Genomic DNA, 21509 nt, shown 5'->3' on the forward strand with positions numbered 1-21509 from the left:
CGCCCTCTCGCCGCAGCCTGGCCACAGCGCCCGGCGGCACATCACCACAAGAACAACAATGGATGGAGATCCCATGAGCCAGAAGCGCTCTATTCCCCAGTATTTCCCGCTTAAGCTGAGCTTGCTACTTGCCAGCTCAATCGCGTCAGCACAGGACACGCTGCCCTTTCCGCCTACGCCTTCGGCCAGCGAAGCCAAGCCGACCTTGCAAGCGTCTAAACACCAGAAGCGTCAGCAACAACCGCACCTGCCGACCGATGCGCCGAATATTCTGGTGATCATGCTCGACGATGCCGGCTTCGCGCAGGCAGACACCGTCGGCGGCACCATTCATACGCCGACCCTCACCCGCATCGCCGATAGTGGCGTGCGTTACAACGCCTTCCATACTACGGCGATCAGTTCGGCGACTCGTGCCGCCCTGCTCACCGGCCGCAACCATCACCGGGTCGGCAATGGCGTGATCGCCGAGCTGGCCACCGACTGGGACGGCTACACCGGGAAGATCCCGAAAAGCTCGGCGACCATGCCCGAGGTGCTCAAGCAGTACGGCTACAGCACCGCCGCCTTCGGCAAATGGCACAACACCCCGACACTCGAAACCACGGCTGCCGGTCCGTTCGATGCCTGGCCGACCGGCTATGGCTTCGAACACTTCTACGGATTCATGGCCGGCGAAACCTCGCAGTACGAGCCGCGCTTGTACCGCAATACCACACCGATTGAACCGCCACACGATCCGCAGTACCACCTCAGTGAAGACCTGGCGAATCAAGCGGTGAGTTGGCTCCAGGACCAGCAGTCCTACGCCCCGAACAAGCCTTTCTTTCTTTACTGGACCCCGGGTGCAGTGCACGGCCCGCACCATGTAAACGCCGAGTGGGCGGACAAATACAAGGGCAAGTTCGACAGTGGCTGGGACCTCTACCGCGAGCAAACCTTCACTCGTCAGAAGGCACTCGGCTTTATTCCCCAGAACGCCAAGCTCACGCCACGTCCGGCCGAACTGCCTGCCTGGGACAGCCTCAGTGCCGAACAGAAGCAGTACCAGGCACGCCTGATGGAGGTCTACGCCGGCTTTTTGGAACACACCGACACCCAGGCAGGGAAGATCCTCGACGAGCTGGAGCGCCTGGGAGAACGCGACAACACCCTGATCTTCTATGTCCTAGGCGACAATGGTGCCTCTGCCGAAGGCATGGAGGGGACGATCAGCGAACTGCTGGCCCAGAACGGTATTCCGGTACCCAAGGAGCAGCAACTGAAGGTACTCAACGACATGTACGGTGGGTTATCGGCCCTTGGTGGTCCAAAGCTAGAAAGCATGTACAACGCCGCCTGGGCCTGGGCCGGCTCAGGGCCGTTCGTCGGCACCAAGTTGGTGGCCGGCTACTTCGGCGGTACTCGTACCCCCATGGCGGTTTCCTGGCCAAAGCAGATCAAGGCTGACGCCGAGGTTCGCGGGCAGTTCCACCATGTCAACGATATCGCCCCGACGGTCTACGACATCCTTGCCATCACCGCACCGAAGCAGGTCAACGGCGTCGCCCAAGACCCGATCGACGGCATCAGCATGCGCTACACCTTTGCCGACGCCGAAGCGGCGTCGAAGAAGCCCGCGCAGTACTTCGAAGTTCTCGGCAGCCGTGGGATCTACAAGGACGGCTGGATGGCCTCGGTGTTCGGCCCACGCAAACCCTGGGTCCAGGGCTTCTCCCAGTTTATGGGTTGGAACCCGGAAACCGATCAGTGGGCACTCTACAACCTGGACAGCGATTACTCGCAAGCCACTGACGTGGCCGCCAGCAACCCAGAAAAGCTTGCCGAGCTAAAGGCCGAGTTCGATACCCAGGCCAAAGCCAACCATGTCTACCCACTCGGCGCGGGCCTGTATCCGTTTCTTGATCCGAGCGCTCGGGTTGGCACCAACCAACGTGAATGGCATTTCAGCGACCGGATCAAGCGCCTGCCGGAGTTCGCCGCGCCCAGCCTGGGCAGCAAAAACAACAAGGTTGTGGTGGAAGCGGTGCTGCCGAAAAATGCCAGCGGCGTGTTGTATGCCATGGGCGGGATTGGTGGCGGCGTGAGCCTGTATTTAGATGACGGTTATCTGGTCTACGAGTACAACGCGCTGGCCGTTGCCCGAGTAGAACTGCGCTCGGCTGAGAGAGTTCCAGCCGGCAATGTCAGCATCGAGGTACTCACCACGATGACGGCCAAACCCGGCTCACCGGCCAGCCTCAATCTTCGGCTGAATGGTCAGGAAGTCGCCAGTGGCACTACGCCCTTCACACCGCCGCTGGCCTTCACCGCTAGCGAAACCTTCGACGTAGGCGAAGACCTCGGCTCGCCGGTGTCCCTCGACTACTTCGACCGCGCGCCTTTCGCGTTCAACGGCAAGATCAGTGATGTGCACGTTGCCTATATGCCCTGAGACGACAACGACCGCCCCAGGCTGACTGGGGCGGCTTTCGCATTATCGGCAACGCACGCACGTTGGAGCTGAAACACTATGACTGTACTCGTTGAACTGCCAGACCGTCCAAGTCTGAGCCAGCGCCTGCTGGCGGGCATCTTGCGCAACAGCATGCGCCTGCTGTTCCGCGGCTTGGTGCGCCCGCCAATGCCGATTGTCGGGCAGCGCGGGATTATCCGCTGCCTCACCGCCACGGCTGCAACGCCACGTGGCATCAAGCGGTGCAGCAGCACCTTGGCGGGCAGAGCCTGCGAGTGGCACCGCCCGCCTCAGGATAATGGCCGTGTGCTGCTCTACCTGCATGGCGGTGCCTACCTCATCGGCGCACCGGTGACCCATCGCAGCATCACCAGCCATCTGGCTAAGCACTGCGCCATGCCGGTGTGTGCGCTGGCCTACCGGCTGGCACCCGAGCACCCTTATCCGGAGGCGCTGGAGGATGCAATGGCGGCTTATCGTGCGTTGCTCGCGCAAGGCTACGCGGCTAAACAGATCGTGATCGGCGGCGACTCGGCGGGTGGCAACCTGACACTGCTCACCGCACTGCAAATAAAACAGCAGGGGCTACCAATGCCAGCCGCACTGGTGTGCTTCTCACCCTGGACGGATGCGACCGGCACTCAGCTGCACAATCCACCAGCCGGTGACCCCGTGATTCATCCCGCCTGGATGCATCAAGCCGGTGAGTTGTTTCTCCCGAAAGGCATGGATCGACGCGACCCCGGGCTATCGCCGCTTTATGCCGACTTGACAGGGCTCCCACCATTGCTGATTCAGGTGGGCGAGGATGAGTTGCTGTTGAACGACAGCCTGCGCTTCGCCAAGCAAGCCACAGCTGCTGGAGTGCCGGTCGTACTGGAGCGTTATCCGGGGTGCTGGCATGTATTCCAGATCCATGCCGGCATGCTCGATGTGGCCGATCTGGCCTTGGCTAGGGTTGCACGTTTTCTGCAACAGCTGGATAGCTGAGTTTGACAGCACTTTGGCCAACGCTCTTTGCGCTATCTACGACTGTCGGTGCCCCTTTAGCGAGCGCTTCTGTTGAGCCGTACCAGGCTCGACGATAGCATCCAGGAGGTTTCGGCGGCGGCCAGCAGGGCATGGCCGTCAGCCGAGAACTTGCGCAATAGCCAGTGGATTGAGCGGATGGCGAAGCACTTTCGCACCGGAGCGACTGATACCGTGCGCTGCGGGGGCGACGCAGCTGATCGGACGCGCCAACTCAGCGCGTTGCCCAAAGAGACACTCTGAACCTCAATCACCACGGATGATCAGCGGCCCCTTGAACGCCTGCATGATGTGCGATGCCGGCAACCCACGGCTGACCAGTTGCGCCATGGCGTTCATGTACTGAGTGATATGGCCGAAGTAATGTTTGTAGCTGGGACATAGGTAGTTCAGTCCCGGCTCGCCATCGGGCGTGGCGGTAAAGCGGTTCTTCGGGCATTCGCCGTGACAGGCGAACAGGTAGGGACAGGCTTTGCAGTAATCCGGCAGAGTTACTTCCTTGGCGGCGCCAAATGCCTGTTGGGCCGGTGACTCGACCAGGGCCAACGGATCGTCTTGGAGAATGTTGCCCAGCCGGTACTGCGGGTACATGAAGTGGTCGCAGGAGAACACCTCGCCACTGTGCTCGACGATCAACGCTTTGCCGCAGCGCGGCGCGAACAGACAGACGCTCGCCGGCAGCTGGCACCAGGCGGCTAGCGCCCACTCGAAATTCATCACATGGACGCTGCCGACATCCTCGCGCACCCACTCGTCGAAGATCGCGGTCAGGAAGCGCCCGTAGGCCTCCTGCCCGACGCTCTGTCCACTGAGCCTTGGTCCGCCAACGCTGGTGATCAGGCTATTCCTGGCCAGTTCCGGTGGTGTGGAAAAATGCAGGCCGGTGTCCACATCCGCCCCTTCAGGCAGTCGCTCGACCACCGGATTGAACTGAATAAAGCGCACACCCTCGCTCTTAAGAAAATGGTAGATCTCCAGTGCGTGACTGGCGACATCATGAGCCACGGTGACCAGCACATTGACCTTCACACCTTGTTCGAGCAACAAACGCAGGCCGCGCAGCGTGTCGTCAAAGCTCGAACGCCCGCGCTTGTCGAGCCGGTAGAGGTCGTGGACGTGCCGCGGCCCATCTAGGCTGAGGCCAACCGTAAAGTCCTCATCGTGCAGAAACGCTGCCCAGGCTTCATCGATCAATGTGCCATTGGTCTGCAGGGTATTGCGGATTTTCTTACCGTTAGCGAACTCGCGTTGATAGGCAGTAGCCTCACGAAAGAATTCGAGGCCCACCAGCATCGGCTCACCGCCCTGCCAAACAAACTCGACCTCAGGCGTCGGCTGCGTGGCGATATAACGCTGCACGTAAGCTCGCAACACCTCGTCCGGCATGCGAAAGCGCTCGCGCGGCGGATACAGCTGTTCCTTCTCCAGATAGAAGCAGTAACTGCAATCGAGGTTGCAGATCGGACCGACCGGCTTGGCCATCAGGTGTAGGCCCTGCATGTGGGGGGTGAGTTCGCTCAATAGGGTCTCCCGGATGGCTGTTGGTCTAGCTCGTTACGCCAGGTTTCGACTCTACGACCGACAGCGCTCCCGTACCCCCCCAGACAATGGGGGGATAGAGAAAGTGCAAAGTACGTAAGCTGACCGAGAAGACGCTAGGCAACTGTCGGCTAGTCCATAAGCAACGGAACATCGAAGCCTTGCAGGCGTTGCAGTACAGCTCGAGGCGACAGCTGTCAGTGGAGCGTTTCAAAGATACTGACTCACCCTCGCCTGAGACGGGTAAGCGTTCAGCCAAGGTTTGCGCCGATGACAATTGCTCGAAAGTAGGTAGCCAGATGAAAACAATAATAATGCTGTCTCTAGCCGTATTGATGATTACAGCCGTCAAGCTGCTCAACGACGCCCGGGTGGAATCGCAGCGTCTAGCGGCCAACGAATGTCAGGCGAACCATTACGCGTGCTTCAGACCTGCAGTGGGTTTCGCCTCTTTGCGCTGATCCCTCGCAGCACCAGAATCTGCTGTCGAGATCGGTCTTCCGGTGCTTGGCAATAAAGGCGCAGGCAGCACGTCGAGACGCGCCTCGAAGCCCCCGCTCTCCAGCGCCTCTAAAAGCGCATATTCGGTACCTAAGGCAATTCGCTCACGGCCGAGCAGCATGTTGATGATTTGCGGCATGGTCTTGGCACTGGTATCGCCCTACACATCGAGTACAGAGAGGTGATCCTGGATAGCGATGCCCCGCTCCGTAGAGGAGCGCTTTATACAAACCATGAAAGCCTTGTCCATACCAACTGGCTAACGCGCCTTGCGGACGTAAGCCAACACCCGCACGGTGCCGAGGGCGCGCTGCTGGTCCGGCAAAGCATCCTGCTCAGGAATGATCATGTCGTGCCTCAGGCTGGCAATCCCGGCCAGGCAGCGCAGGCGCGGCACACTAATGAACGACTTTCCTGGACCGATAAACGAAGCCTAGCCTGGCACCGCGGTGCCAGGCTCCAGCAGATTTTTATCAGCGGACTTTCTGCAGCAGAAAGTGCGAGAGAGCGGGAATCAGCACCAGCGCACCGACCATGTTCCAGATGAACATAAACGTCAGCAGGATACCCATGTCGGCCTGAAACTTGATCGGCGACCAGGCCCAGGTGATCACTCCGGCAGCCAGAGTCACGCCGACCAGAGCCACCACCTTGCCGGTGAAAGCCACCGCATTCTTATACGCGTCCTTCAACGGCACGCCAGCACGCTGCTGTGCCAGCTGCACGCTGAGCAGGTAAAGCGCATAGTCCACCCCGATACCCACGCCGAGCGCGATCACCGGCAAGGTGGCGACCTTCACGCCCATACCCAGCCAGACCATCAGGGCCTCGCAGAGGATTGAGGTGAGCATCAACGGCACCACGGCAACCACCACCGCACGCCAGCTGCGGAAAGTGATAAAGCACAGCAGGATCACTGCGCCATAGACGTAGAGCAGCATGGTCCGGTTGGCCTCACGCACGACGATGTTGGTCGCCGCCTCTATGCCGGAACTGCCGGCCGCGAGCAGGAACTGGCGTTCCTCGTTGCTGTGCTCATGGGCAAACTGCTCGGCGACCTCGACCACACGTTCGAGCGTTTCGGCTTTGTGGTCCGTTAAGTAGGCCACCACCGGCATCATCGAGCACTCGTTGTTGAATAATTCCGGATTGTTCACCGAGGCTTGTTGAGCGCCGTAGTTCAGCACTTCCTGGTTACGGGCGACAGTCATCCATTTCGGATTACCCTCATAGGAGCCGGCAGTGATCTGCCGCACGGCATCGACCAGCGATACCGTGGTCTGTACGCCAGGCTGCTGTTGCAATAACCAACCCAGCCGATCCGCCTCAATCAGAGTCTCGTACGTCAGGCAACCTTCCACTGGAGTTTTCACCATCACCGCAAATAGGTCGCTGGAGAGCGCGTAGTTGGCAGTGATGTAGGCATTATCGCGGTTATAGCGTGAGTCGGAGCGCAGTTCCGGGGCACCTGGGTCGAGGTCACCGATTTTCAACTGGGTGCTGACCATCAGGCCCCCACCGGCCATCAGTCCCGCCACCACCACGGCAATGGTCGCCCAGCGCCGCTCGGTAAAACGATCCAGCAGATCCCAGAGCGCTCCCAGGCCTTTTCCCCCCTGATTACCCTCGTTCAGACTGCGCTGCGCCGCTGCTTGGCTGACACTGGTGTAAGACAGCAGGACCGGCAGCAACACCAAGTTGGTGAAGATCAACACAGCCACGCCTATGCTGGCGGTGATCGCCAAGTCCTGGATCACCGGAATGTCGATCAGCATCAACACCGCAAAGCCCACGGCATCGGCCACCAACGCGGTAAGACCGGCGAGAAACAAGCGACGGAAGGTATATCGCGCGGCCACCAGCTTATGGGTACCACGCCCCACGTCCTGCATGATGCCATTCATCTTCTGCGCGCCATGGGAAACCCCGATGGCGAATACCAAGAAGGGCACGAGAATGGAAAACGGATCGAGGGCGTACCCGAATAGGGCTACCAGGCCGAGCTGCCAGACCACCGCAACCACCGAACAGGCCACCACCAACGAGGTGCTGCGCAGGCACCGGGTATAGGCGTAGATGATGGCGGTAGCGATCAGCGCAGCCACGCCGAAATACATCATTACCTGCACTAGGCCATCGATCAGGTCGCCCACGAGCTTAGCGAAACCGATCACTCGGATCTTGATCTTGCCCGAGCCTTCTTGATCCGCCGAATGCATACGCGCGTCGCCGGCATACTCGAAGCGGTTGCGCAGCTTCTCTTCGAGCAGACGCGAGAACGCGTGGTAATCGATGGATTGACCGCTGACCGGGTCTTTGTCGAGCAGTGGCACGAAGATCATCGACGATTTGAAGTTATTACCAACCAGGCTGCCGACGATGCCAGAGCGGGCAATATTTTGTCGCAACTGCTCCGCGCCTTTGCTTGAACCGTCATAGGAATCCGGCATCACCGGACCGCCGCGAAAGCCCTCCTCGGTTACTTCAGTCCAACGTACCGCCGGCATCCACAGCGACTTCATCCAGGCGCGATCCACTCCGGGGGTGAGGAACAGCTCATCATTGACTTGCTTGAGCAGCTCCAGATATTCCGGATCGAAGATATCGCCTTCAGTATTTTCCACCACCACCCGCACCGAGTTACCCAGCCCGCGCAACGAATGGCGGTTCTCCAAGTAATTTTTGATGAAGGGTTGCTCGTGCGGGATCATCTTTTCGAAACTGGCATTCAGCTCCAGCCGGGCTGAGGCAACATAGCCCAACACGACAGTGGCGAGCAGGCAGGCCAAGATCACCAGCCGTCGATTATTGAAAATCAGCCGTTCCAGCAGATTGCCGGAGCGCGGATCGAAGTCCTTCAGCTCGCGTATCACGGGCATCGAATCGAGCTTGTAGTTCGCCATGAGGTGTTGTCTCTCTTTTTAATGCTTATTCAACCGGTAGCACGCGTACGCCGCGCACACCGGCCAGGACCAGCGACTCATGTCCTTGTCCAGTCATAACCACAGCGGAAACGGGTGACAGTTGGGGCCGCTGACTCAGGTGGAAGGTGGCGCCATCATCCCGGCTCACAAGTACATGGCCGGCTTGTGAGAGCAGGACGATCCAGCCGTCGCGGGTCACGGTGCCCGCTGTGACGCTCAGCGGCACAGCAATCTCGACCTTGCTCCAGTTCTGCCCCGCATCGGTACTGCGATAAACGTTGCCGCGTAGGCCAAAGACCAGCACCACTCCGTCTTTTCCGGTAATGCCAAAATAGGTGCCGTTGTAGGGCGTAGGGACAGCAGTAAAGCGCTGGCTGATTTGGTCCAACTTAAGTACCAGCCCTTGTTCACCGACGATATACAGCTCCGCACCGATAGGGCGGATCGCATACAGATGCAACATGCCTGGGTTATCCAACTGCTCGAGCAAAGGCGTCCAGTTACGGCCACCGTCATCAGTGCGAAAGATCAGGTTGAATGCACCGACGATGTAGCCAACCCGCTCACTCTCAAACCAGACATCCAGAAACGGCTTATCGGCACCCTGCTCGCTCATGCGCTGCGATTCCTCCACCAGCGCGGCAAATGTCGAGTCATCCGGCCGGATGGCCAGCAGCTTTTGGTAGTGCTGCAACATGACTGCCCCTACATGGCGGCCATCGAGCTGGCGGTTCCAGGTTTCGCCGGCGTCGCGACTGTGGAGCACTACACCATCATGGCCGACCGCCCAGCCCAGCTTCGGTGTCGGGAAATGCACGGCGACCAGGTCCGAACTGACCGGTACCTGAGCCTGCCGCCACTGTTTGCCAGCATCATCTGAATAGAGGATGTGCCCGCGCTGACCGACAGTGACCAGACGCTCACCTGCCTGAGCCAAACCAGTGAGGATGCCCTGGACGGCCAGCGGGCTCTGCATCGCTGGGGTGTCCAGTACTTCGGCAAAATCCGCAGCAACCACGGCCCGTGTAAATGGCATTGCCAGCGCAGCTACTAGCGCCGCGAACAGTACCCATTTGAATATATGCATGGCTGTTTCTCGGGGTAAAAAACCGCCGGGCAGCGTGCGAGCACGCCACCAGACGGCAAAAACCTGTAGGGGTTCGATTCAGCGGATACCTGTACCAGCCAGCGACTCGGCCGACCACTTGGCTTTCGAGAGCGGTTCGATGTACTTGATCCCGCCGTATGGTCCGTACATGCCGGTGATGTTGTAAGAACCCGAAACGAAGTCATAGAACATATGGTTATCCGAGTTCGGTGCCTGCACGTCATAGCTGTAGGCCATATGCGCGAAGGAGCCACGGAACAGCTGGCCACGGGCGTCATAGGACTCGGCCGCCAGGGCGATCCAGCTGTCCTCGTCGACATAGAATGTGCGCTTAGCGTAGATATGGCGCTTGCCAGGCTTCAGCGTGGCTTCCACCACCCACACACGGTGTAACTCCCAGCGCACCAAATCAGGGTTGACGTGGTTAGGCGTGGTGATGTCGGCCGCTTTTTTGTGGTAATTCAGCTTGTAGGTGTTGTACGGGACGTACATTTCCTTCTTGCCGACCAGCTTGAAGTCGAAACGGTCCAGGGCCCCGTTGAATACCCACGCATCGTCGTAAGTGGACGCACCCGCCGAGCCAGGGTTCGGCGTGTCGTAGGCGATATCCGGTGCCAGCTTGACCCGACGCTGCCCGGGCAAGTACTGCCAGCCACGGCGTGGTTGTTTCAGCGGATTGACTGCATCGACGAGCAGAATTGCCTCACCGGCGCGCCGCGCCGGTCCCTGATAGTAGAGCTTGGTTTTGAAGTAGACATCGTTCGCTTTGGCCGGCTCGGTGCGAGCAGGGTCATATAGAGGGTACTCAAGGAACGCATTGCCGGTGGTGGCCAGCGAGGCGTGCCCAGATGAGTCGACGTTCCATGAATCGTACTTGGAGTTGAGAGCGTGGCCCTGGTAGCGCAACAGGTGGTTCCACATCACTTCATTGCCGGTTTGCGGAATGGGAAACGGTACGCCAGCCAGGGCATTCTCCATGGCCACTCCACCTTCGACCGACATCGCATTCACGGCGTTTTTCACCGTGTTATCGAGAATGCGCTGCGGCAGGGCCACCGTGCGATGCGTCGGATACACATCGATCCGGTAACTGGGGAAACGCTTGAGCAGCTCTTGGGTTGCCACAGTCAGTTTGTCTTGGTGTTCTGTGGCATTTTTGCCACTGATCACCAAACGTGGCGTCTCGCCTGCAAAAGGGTCAGGACGGAATGAACTGCCCTTCTCGTAGGTGTCCGGAGGCGTGGTCAAGCCACCGGTGTACTCAGGGATACTGCCATCGGCGTTGCCGCTTTTTTCTGCACCAATCAGAGTCAGGCTGGTGCCGAGCTTAGCGGCTTCTTGCGGGGATACGGCGGCCTGGGCGGCACCACCTATGACTACTGCCAGGGTAGTGGCCAGTAAGGATTTAACTAGTTTCATGTGCTCTCTCCTGCAATCAGGCAATTCGGCGATCAGAACGATGTCTTGAAGGTCAGGGTGACCATGCCACGATCTTTTAGTTGAGACGGTGTACCCGCAAAGGCTGTCGTCTGACCGGGCGTGCATTGGTACATGCCGTTGGCACCGGGAGCGGCGCCATCACCCTGAATACCGCCGGCAGGCACCGTGCCTGCGTTCTCGCAGGTATCAAACGGACCGAAGTTGTCGACATACTTCAGGTCGAAGCGATATTGGCTACGCACATCAACACCGACACCCACCGAGTAGCTGCCCGAATCCTCATTGCCACCCAACTGCACAGCCGAATGGCCATTCAGCCCGACGTTGTAGCTGACCGGCATGTACATATCGACGCCGGGAAATACCTGGTACCAAGTCGGGTTGAAATTTACGCCGAGGATAAAGTTGTCTTTGCTGACCTTGTCGACGCCGCGATACCAGCTCTCGCCCTTGAACAACTGTTCGTTCTCGGTGACGTCCAGCCAGCGGCTGTAGCCCAACTCGACTAGCAGCGAAGAGGCATCCCAGATCGGCGTATCGCCAAAGGTGACTAGACCGTTGAGTACCGCGTGCACGGTGTTGCCACGAGCCACACCGTCGTCACCATCGAAACTGCCGACAAAGCCGGGTAACCCTGCCGCGGCAGCAGCTGGGCTGACGGTGGCAGGCACGCTGGCCAGAGGCATGTTTTCACGGTAATTCAGGTCAAACCCAACGCTGACACCCGCGATGCTCTTAGACAGACTAATGCCGTAGATATCGATGTCGTCAACGTAGAATTGGTTGTAGCTGCCGATGTTGCCGGAGATCAGTTGGGGCATGCCGACAGCAGTTGGCGACAAGGCCAGATTCGGCAGAATGTCGGAGGTATTGCGGTAATAGAAACCCAGGGTACCGTCCAGCCAGGCAGGGCTCCACTTGGCCATCAACCCGAAGTCACCGCTGTCGTCCGGCGTAAAGGTCTTGCCATTGGACAGACGCAGGTATTGGTGAACACCGTGTGGCCCAGGGGCGCCAAAGAATGGATTGAGCCCTCCTATCAGCGACAGATTATGTCCACCGCTCTGGATGCCATCGTTGAACCCCAGATAGGTTCCCGATTCCGGCAAGCGCGAGGCATCCCAGTCGAAGAAGTACTGCGCCCCCAGGGTCAGTTCCGAGTTGACGGTCAGGCTGGTGGACAGTTGGTTACGCGGGATAAACAACTCTTTTGCTTCTGTCCCCGGAATGGCAAGAGCCTTGGAGATATCCAGGCCCGACTGGCCATAACTGTTGCCGTGGGCGAAGGCCAGAATGCTCTCACCCCAGTACTGAGTGTGACTGCCGAGTTTGGCACCGAGCAGCGACTCCTCGCCGATCTCCATGCTGCCAAAAACAAAGGCATCAAGGATCTCGGAGGACGGACCGTTGTAGTAGCGATCCGCGTAACCGCTGATATGACGAGAGTCCGCTTGGCCGTCGTTGATCTGATTGGTTGCCGGGTTATGACTGCCGACATTGTCATAGGCATGGTCATACCAAGTGTTGGCACTGACCCGAAAACCCATCTACTGCTTGAACACCACGTCCAGCTCGGACAACACATCGACACGCTGCGAAACCGCGCTACCCGAGGAAAAATTGCGATTTCCGTCGTTGTTGTTCCAAGACTCGGCCAACTTAGAGTTGGCACTTTCCACCCGCTGTGCATAGTTCAACTTGAGGGTATTGTCGAAACGGATTGACAGGTCTTCATGACCTGTATCGAACTCAAAGGCATGTGCGGGAGGCAGTCCCATGCCGGCCAGTATCGCAGTTGCTAACACTCCTCGTCGGAGGCTGAGATGACATATCTTATTGTTGTTATTCATTGCGCTTACTCACCTTCTCTGTAGTTACACCAAAGGATGTTTATTTCACTCATCGCTACGCCTGCGTCTCCCATCATCAGATGCGCTGCAGAATGGTTACCGATACTGAGCGGCCAAGTGCCGCGCTGTGCTGAAGCGCCGTTCGCGCCCCGGGTACTTGCCGCGCAGCTGCCTCGCCACGCAGTTGCCAAACTAATTCGGCGATCTGTGCCAGAGCTGTCGCGCCAGGAGCATGCCCGCGACCCAGCAAACCACCTGAAGGGCAGACCGCCAGGGGACGCCCAAGTAGGCTGCGTTCCTGACGTACGAACGCATCGATCGCATCTTCACGACAAAAACCCAAAGCGGCGCTGTAGACCATGAGATCTCCCACGCTCTGGTCGTGCAGCTCAGCCACCTCAATCTCGTCCGCACCAACTCCCGCCTGCTCATAAGCCTGTCGAGCAACCCTGCAAGTGGTGGCACGCCCGAGTACATCCAGCACATTGTTCGACTCCAGCTCCGAGAGGCTATCGCTGCTGCGCACACTGGCGAGAATCGATACACCACCACGAGCCCCATAGCGATTCACAAACTCACGCGAGCAGAGCAGTACTGCTGCAGCACCACAGGCCGGCGGGCACAGGTATGGCGCTAACCAGCCATCACGCTCGGAAGAGCGATTCAATACTGCGTTAGGGTTGAATTTGGCCTGCGAGTGGGCCTGGCTGAGCACTCGTTCAAAGCTGCTTTCGGAAATACCCAAGCGGCTCAGTAGCCAACTGGTCTGCGCGGCGAACAGCGCCGCCGGATGCTGGCGGCGGGACAGCACCGTCAAGGGATCACGGCGCTGCGCCAGGCTGTCCCACTCCTCGCTCGGGTATTCGTCGAGGCCGAAAAACGCACGATTGGAAATGCCCGCCGGCATACACTCATAGCCGAGAACCAGCACACACTCGGCCTCACCCGCAAGCACGCTGGTGCGGGCCAGCTGTAACGCGATGCTGGCTGACGCGCAGCCGTCGCTGATATTGAATATGGGAATTCCGGCAACACCTACTTGAGCCAGCACCTGCTCGCCGCTACCGGCTGCACCGTGTACACAGGAAGTGAACACCTGGTCGATAAGGTCATAGTCAATACGCGCGTCTTCAAGCGCCAAGCGAATAGCCTGCCCGGCAAGCTCGGCCGTGCTAACACGGGCGCTAAGCGGGACGAACGGGGCCATACCCACCCCCGCAATCAGCACTCTTTCAGGCATTAGCCTATTCCTCGATAATCAGCACTCGGCCGATCAGTCCATAGAGCATCGCTACCAACCGGGTAATCCGATCAGGGACAGAAACTTACCTTGGACTCAGACTATGGCTTCGCCGACAGGCACACCCCCCCAGCGTATGGGGGGGGGCAATTTGAGGAGACGGGATGGGGGCGGCGCTGGTTCTGCCGCGTGAAGAGCAGAAGGCACGCTTACTATGAAGGCGCTGCCCAATGGGTTTTGCACGCAGCAAGCATTTTGACTACACACGGCTTGAAAGGTATCGCGAGGCGACCGAGTGGTACCTAAGCAACGGGAGGTTTAGCCGGCAGGCTCAAGGATGCCCAACATGTAGGCGCGATCCACTACATGCTTGCGAGTACCGGCCTGAAATTTTCCGAACAAATTCTTCAGATGCCACTTCACGGTTTCTTCGCCGACATTTAGTGCCAGCGCTATCTGCTTGTTCGACAGATTACGTGCAAGCAACTGCAGCACCTCACGCTCCTTTGGCGTCAACAACCGACTGGGCGAAACGCTCGACATCAGGGGTTCCGGACGTAAAATCGGTGCAGACTGAACCGGAGCTGGTGCAACCAGCTCTACGTTTTCACGGCGGACCTTCTGCAGCCACTTGAGCAAATCGGGATGGGTGTCCTCCACAATCCGCTGTAGGCCGTATTCATCAGCGAGGCTGGTTGCTTCGAGCAGGCAAGATAATCCGTCGCTCCCCAACTCCTTCAGCGCCAGTGCCTTAAGCAATTTTACCTGAACAATCTCTCGCCCCCGGCGTAGGCGCTCTGCCGTCTCATTAACGGTGATCAGTACGTTCAACAAGGCCTGCCAGTCACGCTGCACAAGGGCGATATAAGCACTTGCCAATCCAGCCACCATAAATAGTTCTGGCCCCAACAAACCGCGTTGTTCGCGCGCGAAATCCGGCATCAGCTCATCCAGCCGTCGCCACAATGCCAAGCAGGTGTCAACCCGCCCATGCAAGGCATGCATACGAATCTGCTCACCCAGGGACACCATGCTAAAGCGTGCAATGCCGCGCTCTTCGCCCAAAGCGAGCAGTGCCTCCAATAAGTCGTAGCCACGATGGGTTTGCCCCTGCAGCACAGCCAGACGTACCGCCGTTAGGAACCCCATCACGATCGCATCCGGCGCGGCCAACCGCTCGACGATATCCAGGCGGTTGGCGAGGACTGTCGAAGCCTCCTGAATCTCACCACGCTCAAGAAGCGCAGTGGCCAGCCCACAGGCCAGTCCCACCGCCACCGAACTGCGCCGACCAATGTCCTGCTCGGCACGCAGCAAGCTGTCTCGCAGAGTGGCCTCGGCTGGCAGCATACGACCCTCGTTCAGATAGGTCATTCCGACGACCCACTCACCGAATCCACGGATTGCATCAAGCCCTGGGCTCCAGACATAGTGCGGTGCGCGCTGAAAAATACGTCGGGCCTTTTCTGGTTGCCCCTGAAACAACGTCAGCCGGGCGACCGCATTGGCGAGAATCGCTTGCAGCTTGATCGAGCCGGAAGGCGGCGCATCAGCCCAGGGGGCGATGATCGCCAGCGACTCGTCTGGACGATCGGCAAAGTAGGCCGCAGCAGCGGCTATCGTCGCCGCTTCGCAGCGAATGACCTCATCCGCTGTCGGGTCGTTCTGGATGCTGACGAGCAACTTGGCCGCTTCCACATTCCGCTCGCTCATAGCCAGCGCCCAAGCGGCAGCCAGGCACATTCGCGGACGGGGCTCCACTTCCTCGGGGGGAAGTTCTTCGACCCACCCCAACACTCGGCCAAACTGCCCGCGCAGCATGATCTCGTACAAGCATTGCTCGATCATCTCGTAGGCCTGCGCGGTATGCCCCGCCAGCAGGTACTGACGTGCAGCCTCCTCGAAGAACGAGTGTTCTTCGAGCCAGCTCGCGGCCCGTTCATGGAATGTCTGCCGCTGCGCGAGGGGTAAGTTGGAAAAGCGCCCGAGAAGAAACTCCCTCGCCAAGGGGTGGATACGCACCCAGTCGCTGTCGATACCCTCGACGAAGATCGGCGTCGAGACGCAAAGCCCATGCAGTAGTTCGTGTGCCCGTTCGTTACAGGTCAGTGCAACACAAAGCGAGGGATGAACCATGTCCAGCAAGGCAATGCATGTGAGGAAGTCGACCTGTTCAACAGGTAAACGGGCAACCAAGCTGTCAACGAAATAGCGCTGGATATCACCCGAACAGGCCGATAGATCTTCGATAGCCTTAACCAGGTTAGCGCTCTTCTCAATAGCGGCAATCGCCAGCTGCAATCCTAGAGGCCAACCCTCGGTGAGTTCGTGCAGTCGTACGCAAAGGTCCGGGTCGATACGTGCGCCAAAGCGGCTGCTGAGAATCTCCACAGCCTCCTCAATGCGAAAACGTAATGCATCGGCCATTATTGTGACGTAGAGACCGCGTGCAACTAAGTCAGCTACATGTAGGTTCAAACGACCACGCGAAGCCATAATGATGCGTAAGTTGGCAGGGGCGTTGTGCAATAGATAGGTCAGGGAATGACGAATGGTCGCCTCGGGCAATGCATCGACCTCATCGAGAATCAGCACAGTTTCACTGCCGAGATCGGCCACTTCGGCCAGCCAATCGGTAAGCCCCTCCAGCTCGTCGCGGCCATGGCCAGGCATACGTTCAAACGCACCGGCGAAAGACTGCCTGCCACTGCCTATCGCCATGGCCGCGGCCAGGCCTTGAGCAAAGCGGATGCCATCGTCATGACCATCAAGCATTAGCCAGGCAACCACCGCCCCGCGTGAAAGGAACTCCCGGCGCCATTGGGCCAATAAGAAGGTCTTGCCGAACCCCGCCGGAGCATGGACAGCGATCGCCACCTTGTCCGCAAGCTCGGGGGCCTCAATACTGAATCGTTCCCGCGATTGAGCCGTTTTCTGGCTTCGGGGTGGAGTGGTCTTAAGGACCAGCTCAGGCTCTATGCGATCCACGTTGGTCATGCCTCTCTACAGTCCAGTGCACTGCGTGGAAGAGACAGAGTACCGATGTACAGGCATCAATTCCTTCTCATTTATTGTTCTTAGATATGTACAGAGTGAGTGTTATGCATTGGCAGTGTCAGGCATTTTGTAGCACTACTCGGAGTGGCGCGCCGCAGACCCGTCAGCCACCCCGAGCCTAGCTCATCTTTCCTCGGCTAAACGATAGTCCCTAAATTGCTCGCGCAACTTCATTTTTTGCAGTTTGCCCGTCGCCGTATGCGGCAACTCCTCGACATAGGCCACATCATCCGGCAGCCACCACTTCGCCACGCGGGTTTCAAGGAAGTCCAACAACTCTTCTTTATTAGCAGCCTTGCCGGGTTTCAGCACCACAACCAACAGTGGCCGCTCCTGCCACTTCGCATGTGGAATGCCAATTACAGCCGCCTCCGCAACTGAGGGATGACCTGCTGCGGCGTTTTCCAGATCGATCGAGGAAATCCACTCACCACCTGACTTGATAACATCCTTGGCCCGGTCGGTGATCTGCATGTAACCGTCAGGGTCGATGGTAGCGATGTCACCGGTATCGAACCAACCGGCGTCATCGAGGATGCACCCACCTTCACCTCGGTAGTACTGGCTGGCAATCCAGGGCCCCTTGACCAGTAAGTGGCCGGAGGCCTTGCCGTCGCGGACCTGCTCTGCCCCCTCCTCATCGACGATTTTCATTGATACGCCAAACAGCGCACGTCCCTGCTTGGCCTGCAAGTTGAGCACTTCGTCCAAAGTGGCATCACTGTGTTTAGGCAGCAGGTTGCAGACTGTGCCAAGCGGGGACATCTCCGTCATGCCCCAGGCGTGAAGAACACTTGCACCAAAACGGGTTTCAAATGTTTCGACCTGAGCCCGTGGCGCTGCGGCGCCGCCGATCACCACCCGATTCAGGCATAGATCGTTTGCAGGGTTTAGCCCCCTGGTTTCGACATGCTGCTGCAACATCATCCATACCGTAGGCACGCCCAGGGCCAGGGTTACCTCTTCGGTACGCATCAGCTCGTAGAGACTCTCGCCATCCAGCGCGGGTCCTGGCAGCACCAACTTGGCCCCGCACATCGCTCCCGCATAGGGCATACCCCAGGCGTTGACGTGAAACATAGGCACCACTAACAAAGCCGAATCCGCCACCGACAGTCCAACGCCATCACGCGAGCACATCGCTAGAGAGTGCAGGATCGTCGATCGGTGTGAATACAGCACACCCTTTGGGTTACCTGTGGTGCCTGAGGTGTAGCACATCGACGAAGCCGCTCGTTCATCAAGGATCGGCCACTCAAATTCGTTACTTTGTCCCCCGATGAAGTCCTCATAGCAGAGCAGGTTAGGCACCTTAATTGCTGGCATGTGGCTACGATCCGTAAGGGCGATAAACGCCTTAACGGTCTTCATCTGCGGCGCGAGCTGCTCAACTAAAGAGGCGAACGACAGATCGAAGAACAGGTACTGGTCTTCGGCGTGGTTGGCGATGAACTCGATCTGCTCGGGGAAAAGGCGCGGGTTGATGGTATGCAGTACTGCCCCCATTCCCGACACACCGAAATACATCTCCATATGGCGGTAGCCATTCCAGGCCAGGGTACCGATCCGCTCGCCAGGTTGTACTCCCAGCTCGGTCAGGGCATTCGCTAACTGTTTCGCGCGCTGGCCTATATCGGCGTATGTACAGTGATGCATCGGTCCCTCGACCGTGCGCGAGGCAATCTCACTCTTTGGGTGCGCTGTGAGTGCATGCTCGAGGACGGACGAGATAAGCAGTGGTTGATCTTGCATTAAGCCCAGCATGGCTTTGTGCTCCATTCAGATTTTGTTGGCGTGCGCCCAGATGAAACGAGCCACTTATGTCGAACAGGCAGCATAGGAGCTTGCACCTGTCCTTTTACCCCCCAATACGAGGGGTGTCTGATTGCCTGCTAGGTTTGCTTAATAGCCATTCACGGGGAGTGAGGGGGGCAGCAGTGCAGGTAGAACGACTTACTACTGACGATGGTGCACTTGTTTACTGGGCAAGGTATCTCCCGATGAAAATGTCGCCCACGCCCTGCTGGATGAAGCCAATGTGGCGGTGGTACCGGGCAGAGCTTTCGGCTATGTACGCATCGCCTATGCGCTGGATGAGGCGTCGCTAAGAAGCGCCTGGACGCCGCCACCCTCGACGGAGAGGCTTCAGGTGCCCCTTTCGCAGGCACCGGGCTCCCTCCGGCCTCAAGCGTAGATGCTGAGCATCTTTGACGAGATACTTCACTACCTTGTGGACATGACGCCGAATCGCTCGATCGCTTCGCAGGATACGGCCAACACCACACCCGCCACCGTATTGCTCCTTATCGTGATTGCAGCTGTGCATGTAGCCCTGGCCATGCGTAATGTCCTCCCACAACTCACCTAGCTGGATGGCCTTGTAGACATCTCCACGCACCTCGTTGCCATTGAAGAAGTAGGCGGCATGGGCGTGGTAGCCACCGCCATCATTCCGATCACCCTGTTCGACCGCATAGATGTGGCCGATGAGATGCTCGAAGGTTGGGTTGTCCTCATGCTCGGCAATCAACCGTTTCAGATCATCGAACACATGCTCGACACGTAACCTGGCCTGCGCCTCAGAACGGTAATGGAAGTCGACCCTGACGATGGTAATGCGCGAGTAAAGCTCGCATAAGGCTTGAGCATACTCGCAGACACGGATCTCCTGCAGCTCAGCCAGATCACGACGATCCCCAGCCCTACGTCGGTAACACCGTTCACGAGTCAGTTGACGGATCCGGGCGACCAAGACGTTCATGCTGCGATGATGATCCAGGTAGGCAGTGCCCCCTTCGTTCAGACAGAGCGGACCACCAGGGTGACGCTCAAGGCCGATGTCATGACAGGCCTCCCTGAACGCTTGCAGGTGCTCGCTGTAGCTGTACTGCACTCGATCATCGAACAGGTCGACCATCTGCTTGATGTGCGTGAAGTAGCACGAGAGCCTGGTCGTTTCGATACGCTCGTAGCCTGAGCGGCTTTGCGTGATTCGGAATGCTGGTGTCTCGGACTTCTCGATGGCTTGGACGAGTGACTCAATCTGCAGGGCTATGTCGGATTGTGAAAGGTGGGTGTAGGTCTTACGATTGCTCATGGTGGGTACCTGGTTGGTTGAACTCATACCAAGTACGTGATGTGTATTTTTTGACCGTTCTCCTTTTCCTCTGCTGGTAGTCAATGCTGGGTATGGATAGTGCTGACTACTATTGAATGGCTAGAACAGATAGGTAATAGCTATATCAATAGATGCAGCGCCGCCCATTGCCGACCATCCCGGCGAGACAGGACAATCGGGAACAACATTGCCTGGCCTGGCGAGAATTTTTCAGCATTGCATCCTGGGAGAGTTAGCTGAGAGTGCTGCGCCCTCGGCAGCGGCATAAACGCCATGACCAACCTTAGCTGGTCATGGCGCTTTGATCAGCTCTAGCTGGCCATGCTTAGGTGGCCGGTGGCGCGCACCGCTGTTCCCTCGGTCTGGTCGCGTTCTTCAATCCTGGCCAGGATCCAATCGTGCACCTCGCTATCGACCCAGCCGACGCAGCGGTCGCCAAGGGACACCGGTTTCGGGAAGGTGCCTTCCGAGATGTATTTGTAGATAGTCGACCGGGCAAGACCAGTCGAATCGATGACTTCTTTCAGGCGGATGATTCGCATGAGCAGGCTCCTCTGTATGGCTCAGAGGATGTGCAGGGGCGATTTAAAATTACCTAACCTCTCAACAAGCGCTTCGCAGGTGGCGTCACCAATCCAAACTGGAATCGGTAGCTCAACGGCATCTCGGCTTCTGACCCCCAGCTTTTAGGGGCAACGCCATCGCGCCCACCGTCCCGAAGAACCGTGCATGCGGACAGTTCTTTAGGCCGCGGATGCAAAAGCATCGCAATACATCTTTCTCTCTCATCATACGACACCGGCAAGATACTAAACCCAGCAGAGCTGAAACCAACCCCGTTCGCCACTTCAAACCTTGCCCTGTATACCGACGCGACTCTTACAACCAAATTACAAAAATGGCTGATAACAGCTCTCCACTCCAGATCAGCACTGACATCTCCGAGATTGGGGTCACTCGAACACTGCAAGACAGCCTCAATCCGCTCGGACAACCATTCGTAATGGACTGGCCCCTCACGCGCAAGATCAACCCAGTGACGCGAGAGCAACTCGGAGGCGCATTGATAGATGATGAGCCGCAATACATCGATGACTGAACGCCGCTCATTGGCTAGCAAGTGAATAACTTCAATGGGGGTCTCTGACGGGCTCACCGGTGAAACGGTGCGAGCCGCCAAAATATCCCGCCACAGTACATCTACAGCGTCGGTTTCAGCTTTGCTTTCACTCACCACGTGTACCATAA

13 protein-coding genes and 2 pseudogenes are annotated in these 21509 nt (G+C 58.2%); 3 read left to right on the forward strand and 12 right to left on the reverse strand.

Features of this window, described 5'->3' with window-relative positions; all coding sequences use genetic code 11:
• Nucleotides 1–73 precede the first annotated feature (73 nt).
• Complete coding sequence (locus B2U07_RS15615; protein WP_296277299.1) at nt 74–2434, forward strand: arylsulfatase; 2361 nt, start codon at nt 74–76, stop codon at nt 2432–2434.
• 78 nt (nt 2435–2512) lie between these two features.
• Complete coding sequence (locus B2U07_RS15620) at nt 2513–3445, forward strand: alpha/beta hydrolase (protein ID WP_296277300.1); 933 nt, start codon at nt 2513–2515, stop codon at nt 3443–3445.
• 285 nt (nt 3446–3730) lie between these two features.
• Here B2U07_RS15620 and B2U07_RS15625 read toward each other — a convergent pair whose 3' ends face one another.
• From B2U07_RS15625 to B2U07_RS15665, 9 genes and pseudogenes are all read right to left on the reverse strand, one after another.
• Nucleotides 3731–5005, reverse strand: coding sequence for an anaerobic sulfatase maturase (locus B2U07_RS15625; protein ID WP_296277301.1), 1275 nt, complete (start codon nt 5003–5005; stop codon nt 3731–3733).
• 433 nt (nt 5006–5438) lie between these two features.
• Nucleotides 5439–5663, reverse strand: coding sequence for a hypothetical protein (locus B2U07_RS15630; protein WP_296277302.1), 225 nt, complete (start codon nt 5661–5663; stop codon nt 5439–5441).
• A 334-nt stretch (nt 5664–5997) separates the two neighbouring features.
• Complete coding sequence (locus tag B2U07_RS15635; protein ID WP_296277303.1) at nt 5998–8427, reverse strand: efflux RND transporter permease subunit; 2430 nt, start codon at nt 8425–8427, stop codon at nt 5998–6000.
• Nucleotides 8428–8452: 25 nt separating this feature from the next.
• Nucleotides 8453–9535: a WD40/YVTN/BNR-like repeat-containing protein gene (locus B2U07_RS15640; RefSeq protein WP_296277304.1), complete on the reverse strand. Its 1083-nt coding sequence runs from the start codon at nt 9533–9535 to the stop codon at nt 8453–8455.
• Between the two features lie 78 nt (nt 9536–9613).
• Nucleotides 9614–10975 (reverse strand): DUF1329 domain-containing protein, encoded by a 1362-nt coding sequence (locus B2U07_RS15645; protein WP_296277305.1) that lies wholly within the window; start codon nt 10973–10975, stop codon nt 9614–9616.
• Between the two features lie 32 nt (nt 10976–11007).
• Nucleotides 11008–12846, reverse strand: a pseudogene (locus tag B2U07_RS15650) (DUF1302 domain-containing protein).
• Between the two features lie 76 nt (nt 12847–12922).
• On the reverse strand, nt 12923–14086 hold the full coding sequence (locus B2U07_RS15655; RefSeq protein WP_296277306.1) for a thiolase C-terminal domain-containing protein: 1164 nt from the start codon (nt 14084–14086) through the stop codon (nt 12923–12925).
• A gap of 318 nt (nt 14087–14404) precedes the next feature.
• Complete coding sequence (locus B2U07_RS15660; protein WP_296277307.1) at nt 14405–17083, reverse strand: LuxR C-terminal-related transcriptional regulator; 2679 nt, start codon at nt 17081–17083, stop codon at nt 14405–14407.
• A 183-nt stretch (nt 17084–17266) separates the two neighbouring features.
• The gene (locus tag B2U07_RS15665; protein WP_296277308.1) at nt 17267–18907 is read right to left on the reverse strand and encodes a 3-(methylthio)propionyl-CoA ligase; all 1641 of its coding nucleotides are present in this window, start codon (nt 18905–18907) and stop codon (nt 17267–17269) included.
• A 235-nt stretch (nt 18908–19142) separates the two neighbouring features.
• On the opposite strand from B2U07_RS15665, the pseudogene B2U07_RS15670 reads away from it, so the two are divergent.
• Nucleotides 19143–19337, forward strand: a pseudogene (locus B2U07_RS15670) (hypothetical protein); the annotation flags it as partial.
• Here the strand turns inward: B2U07_RS15670 and B2U07_RS15675 are convergent.
• The 3 genes from B2U07_RS15675 to B2U07_RS15685 form a co-directional block, all read right to left on the reverse strand.
• A complete protein-coding gene (locus B2U07_RS15675; protein WP_296277309.1) occupies nt 19248–20240 on the reverse strand; it encodes an inovirus-type Gp2 protein in 993 nt (330 codons plus the stop codon). The pseudogene B2U07_RS15670 and the gene B2U07_RS15675 overlap by 90 nt on opposite strands.
• A 332-nt stretch (nt 20241–20572) precedes the next feature.
• The gene (locus B2U07_RS15680) at nt 20573–20803 is read right to left on the reverse strand and encodes a helix-turn-helix transcriptional regulator (RefSeq protein ID WP_296277310.1); all 231 of its coding nucleotides are present in this window, start codon (nt 20801–20803) and stop codon (nt 20573–20575) included.
• Nucleotides 20804–20856: 53 nt separating this feature from the next.
• Complete coding sequence (locus tag B2U07_RS15685) at nt 20857–21495, reverse strand: hypothetical protein (RefSeq protein WP_296277311.1); 639 nt, start codon at nt 21493–21495, stop codon at nt 20857–20859.
• Nucleotides 21496–21509 lie beyond the last annotated feature (14 nt).

The sequence above is a fragment of the Pseudomonas sp. UBA7530 genome, from assembly GCF_002479365.1.
GTDB lineage: Bacteria > Pseudomonadota > Gammaproteobacteria > Pseudomonadales > Pseudomonadaceae > Aquipseudomonas.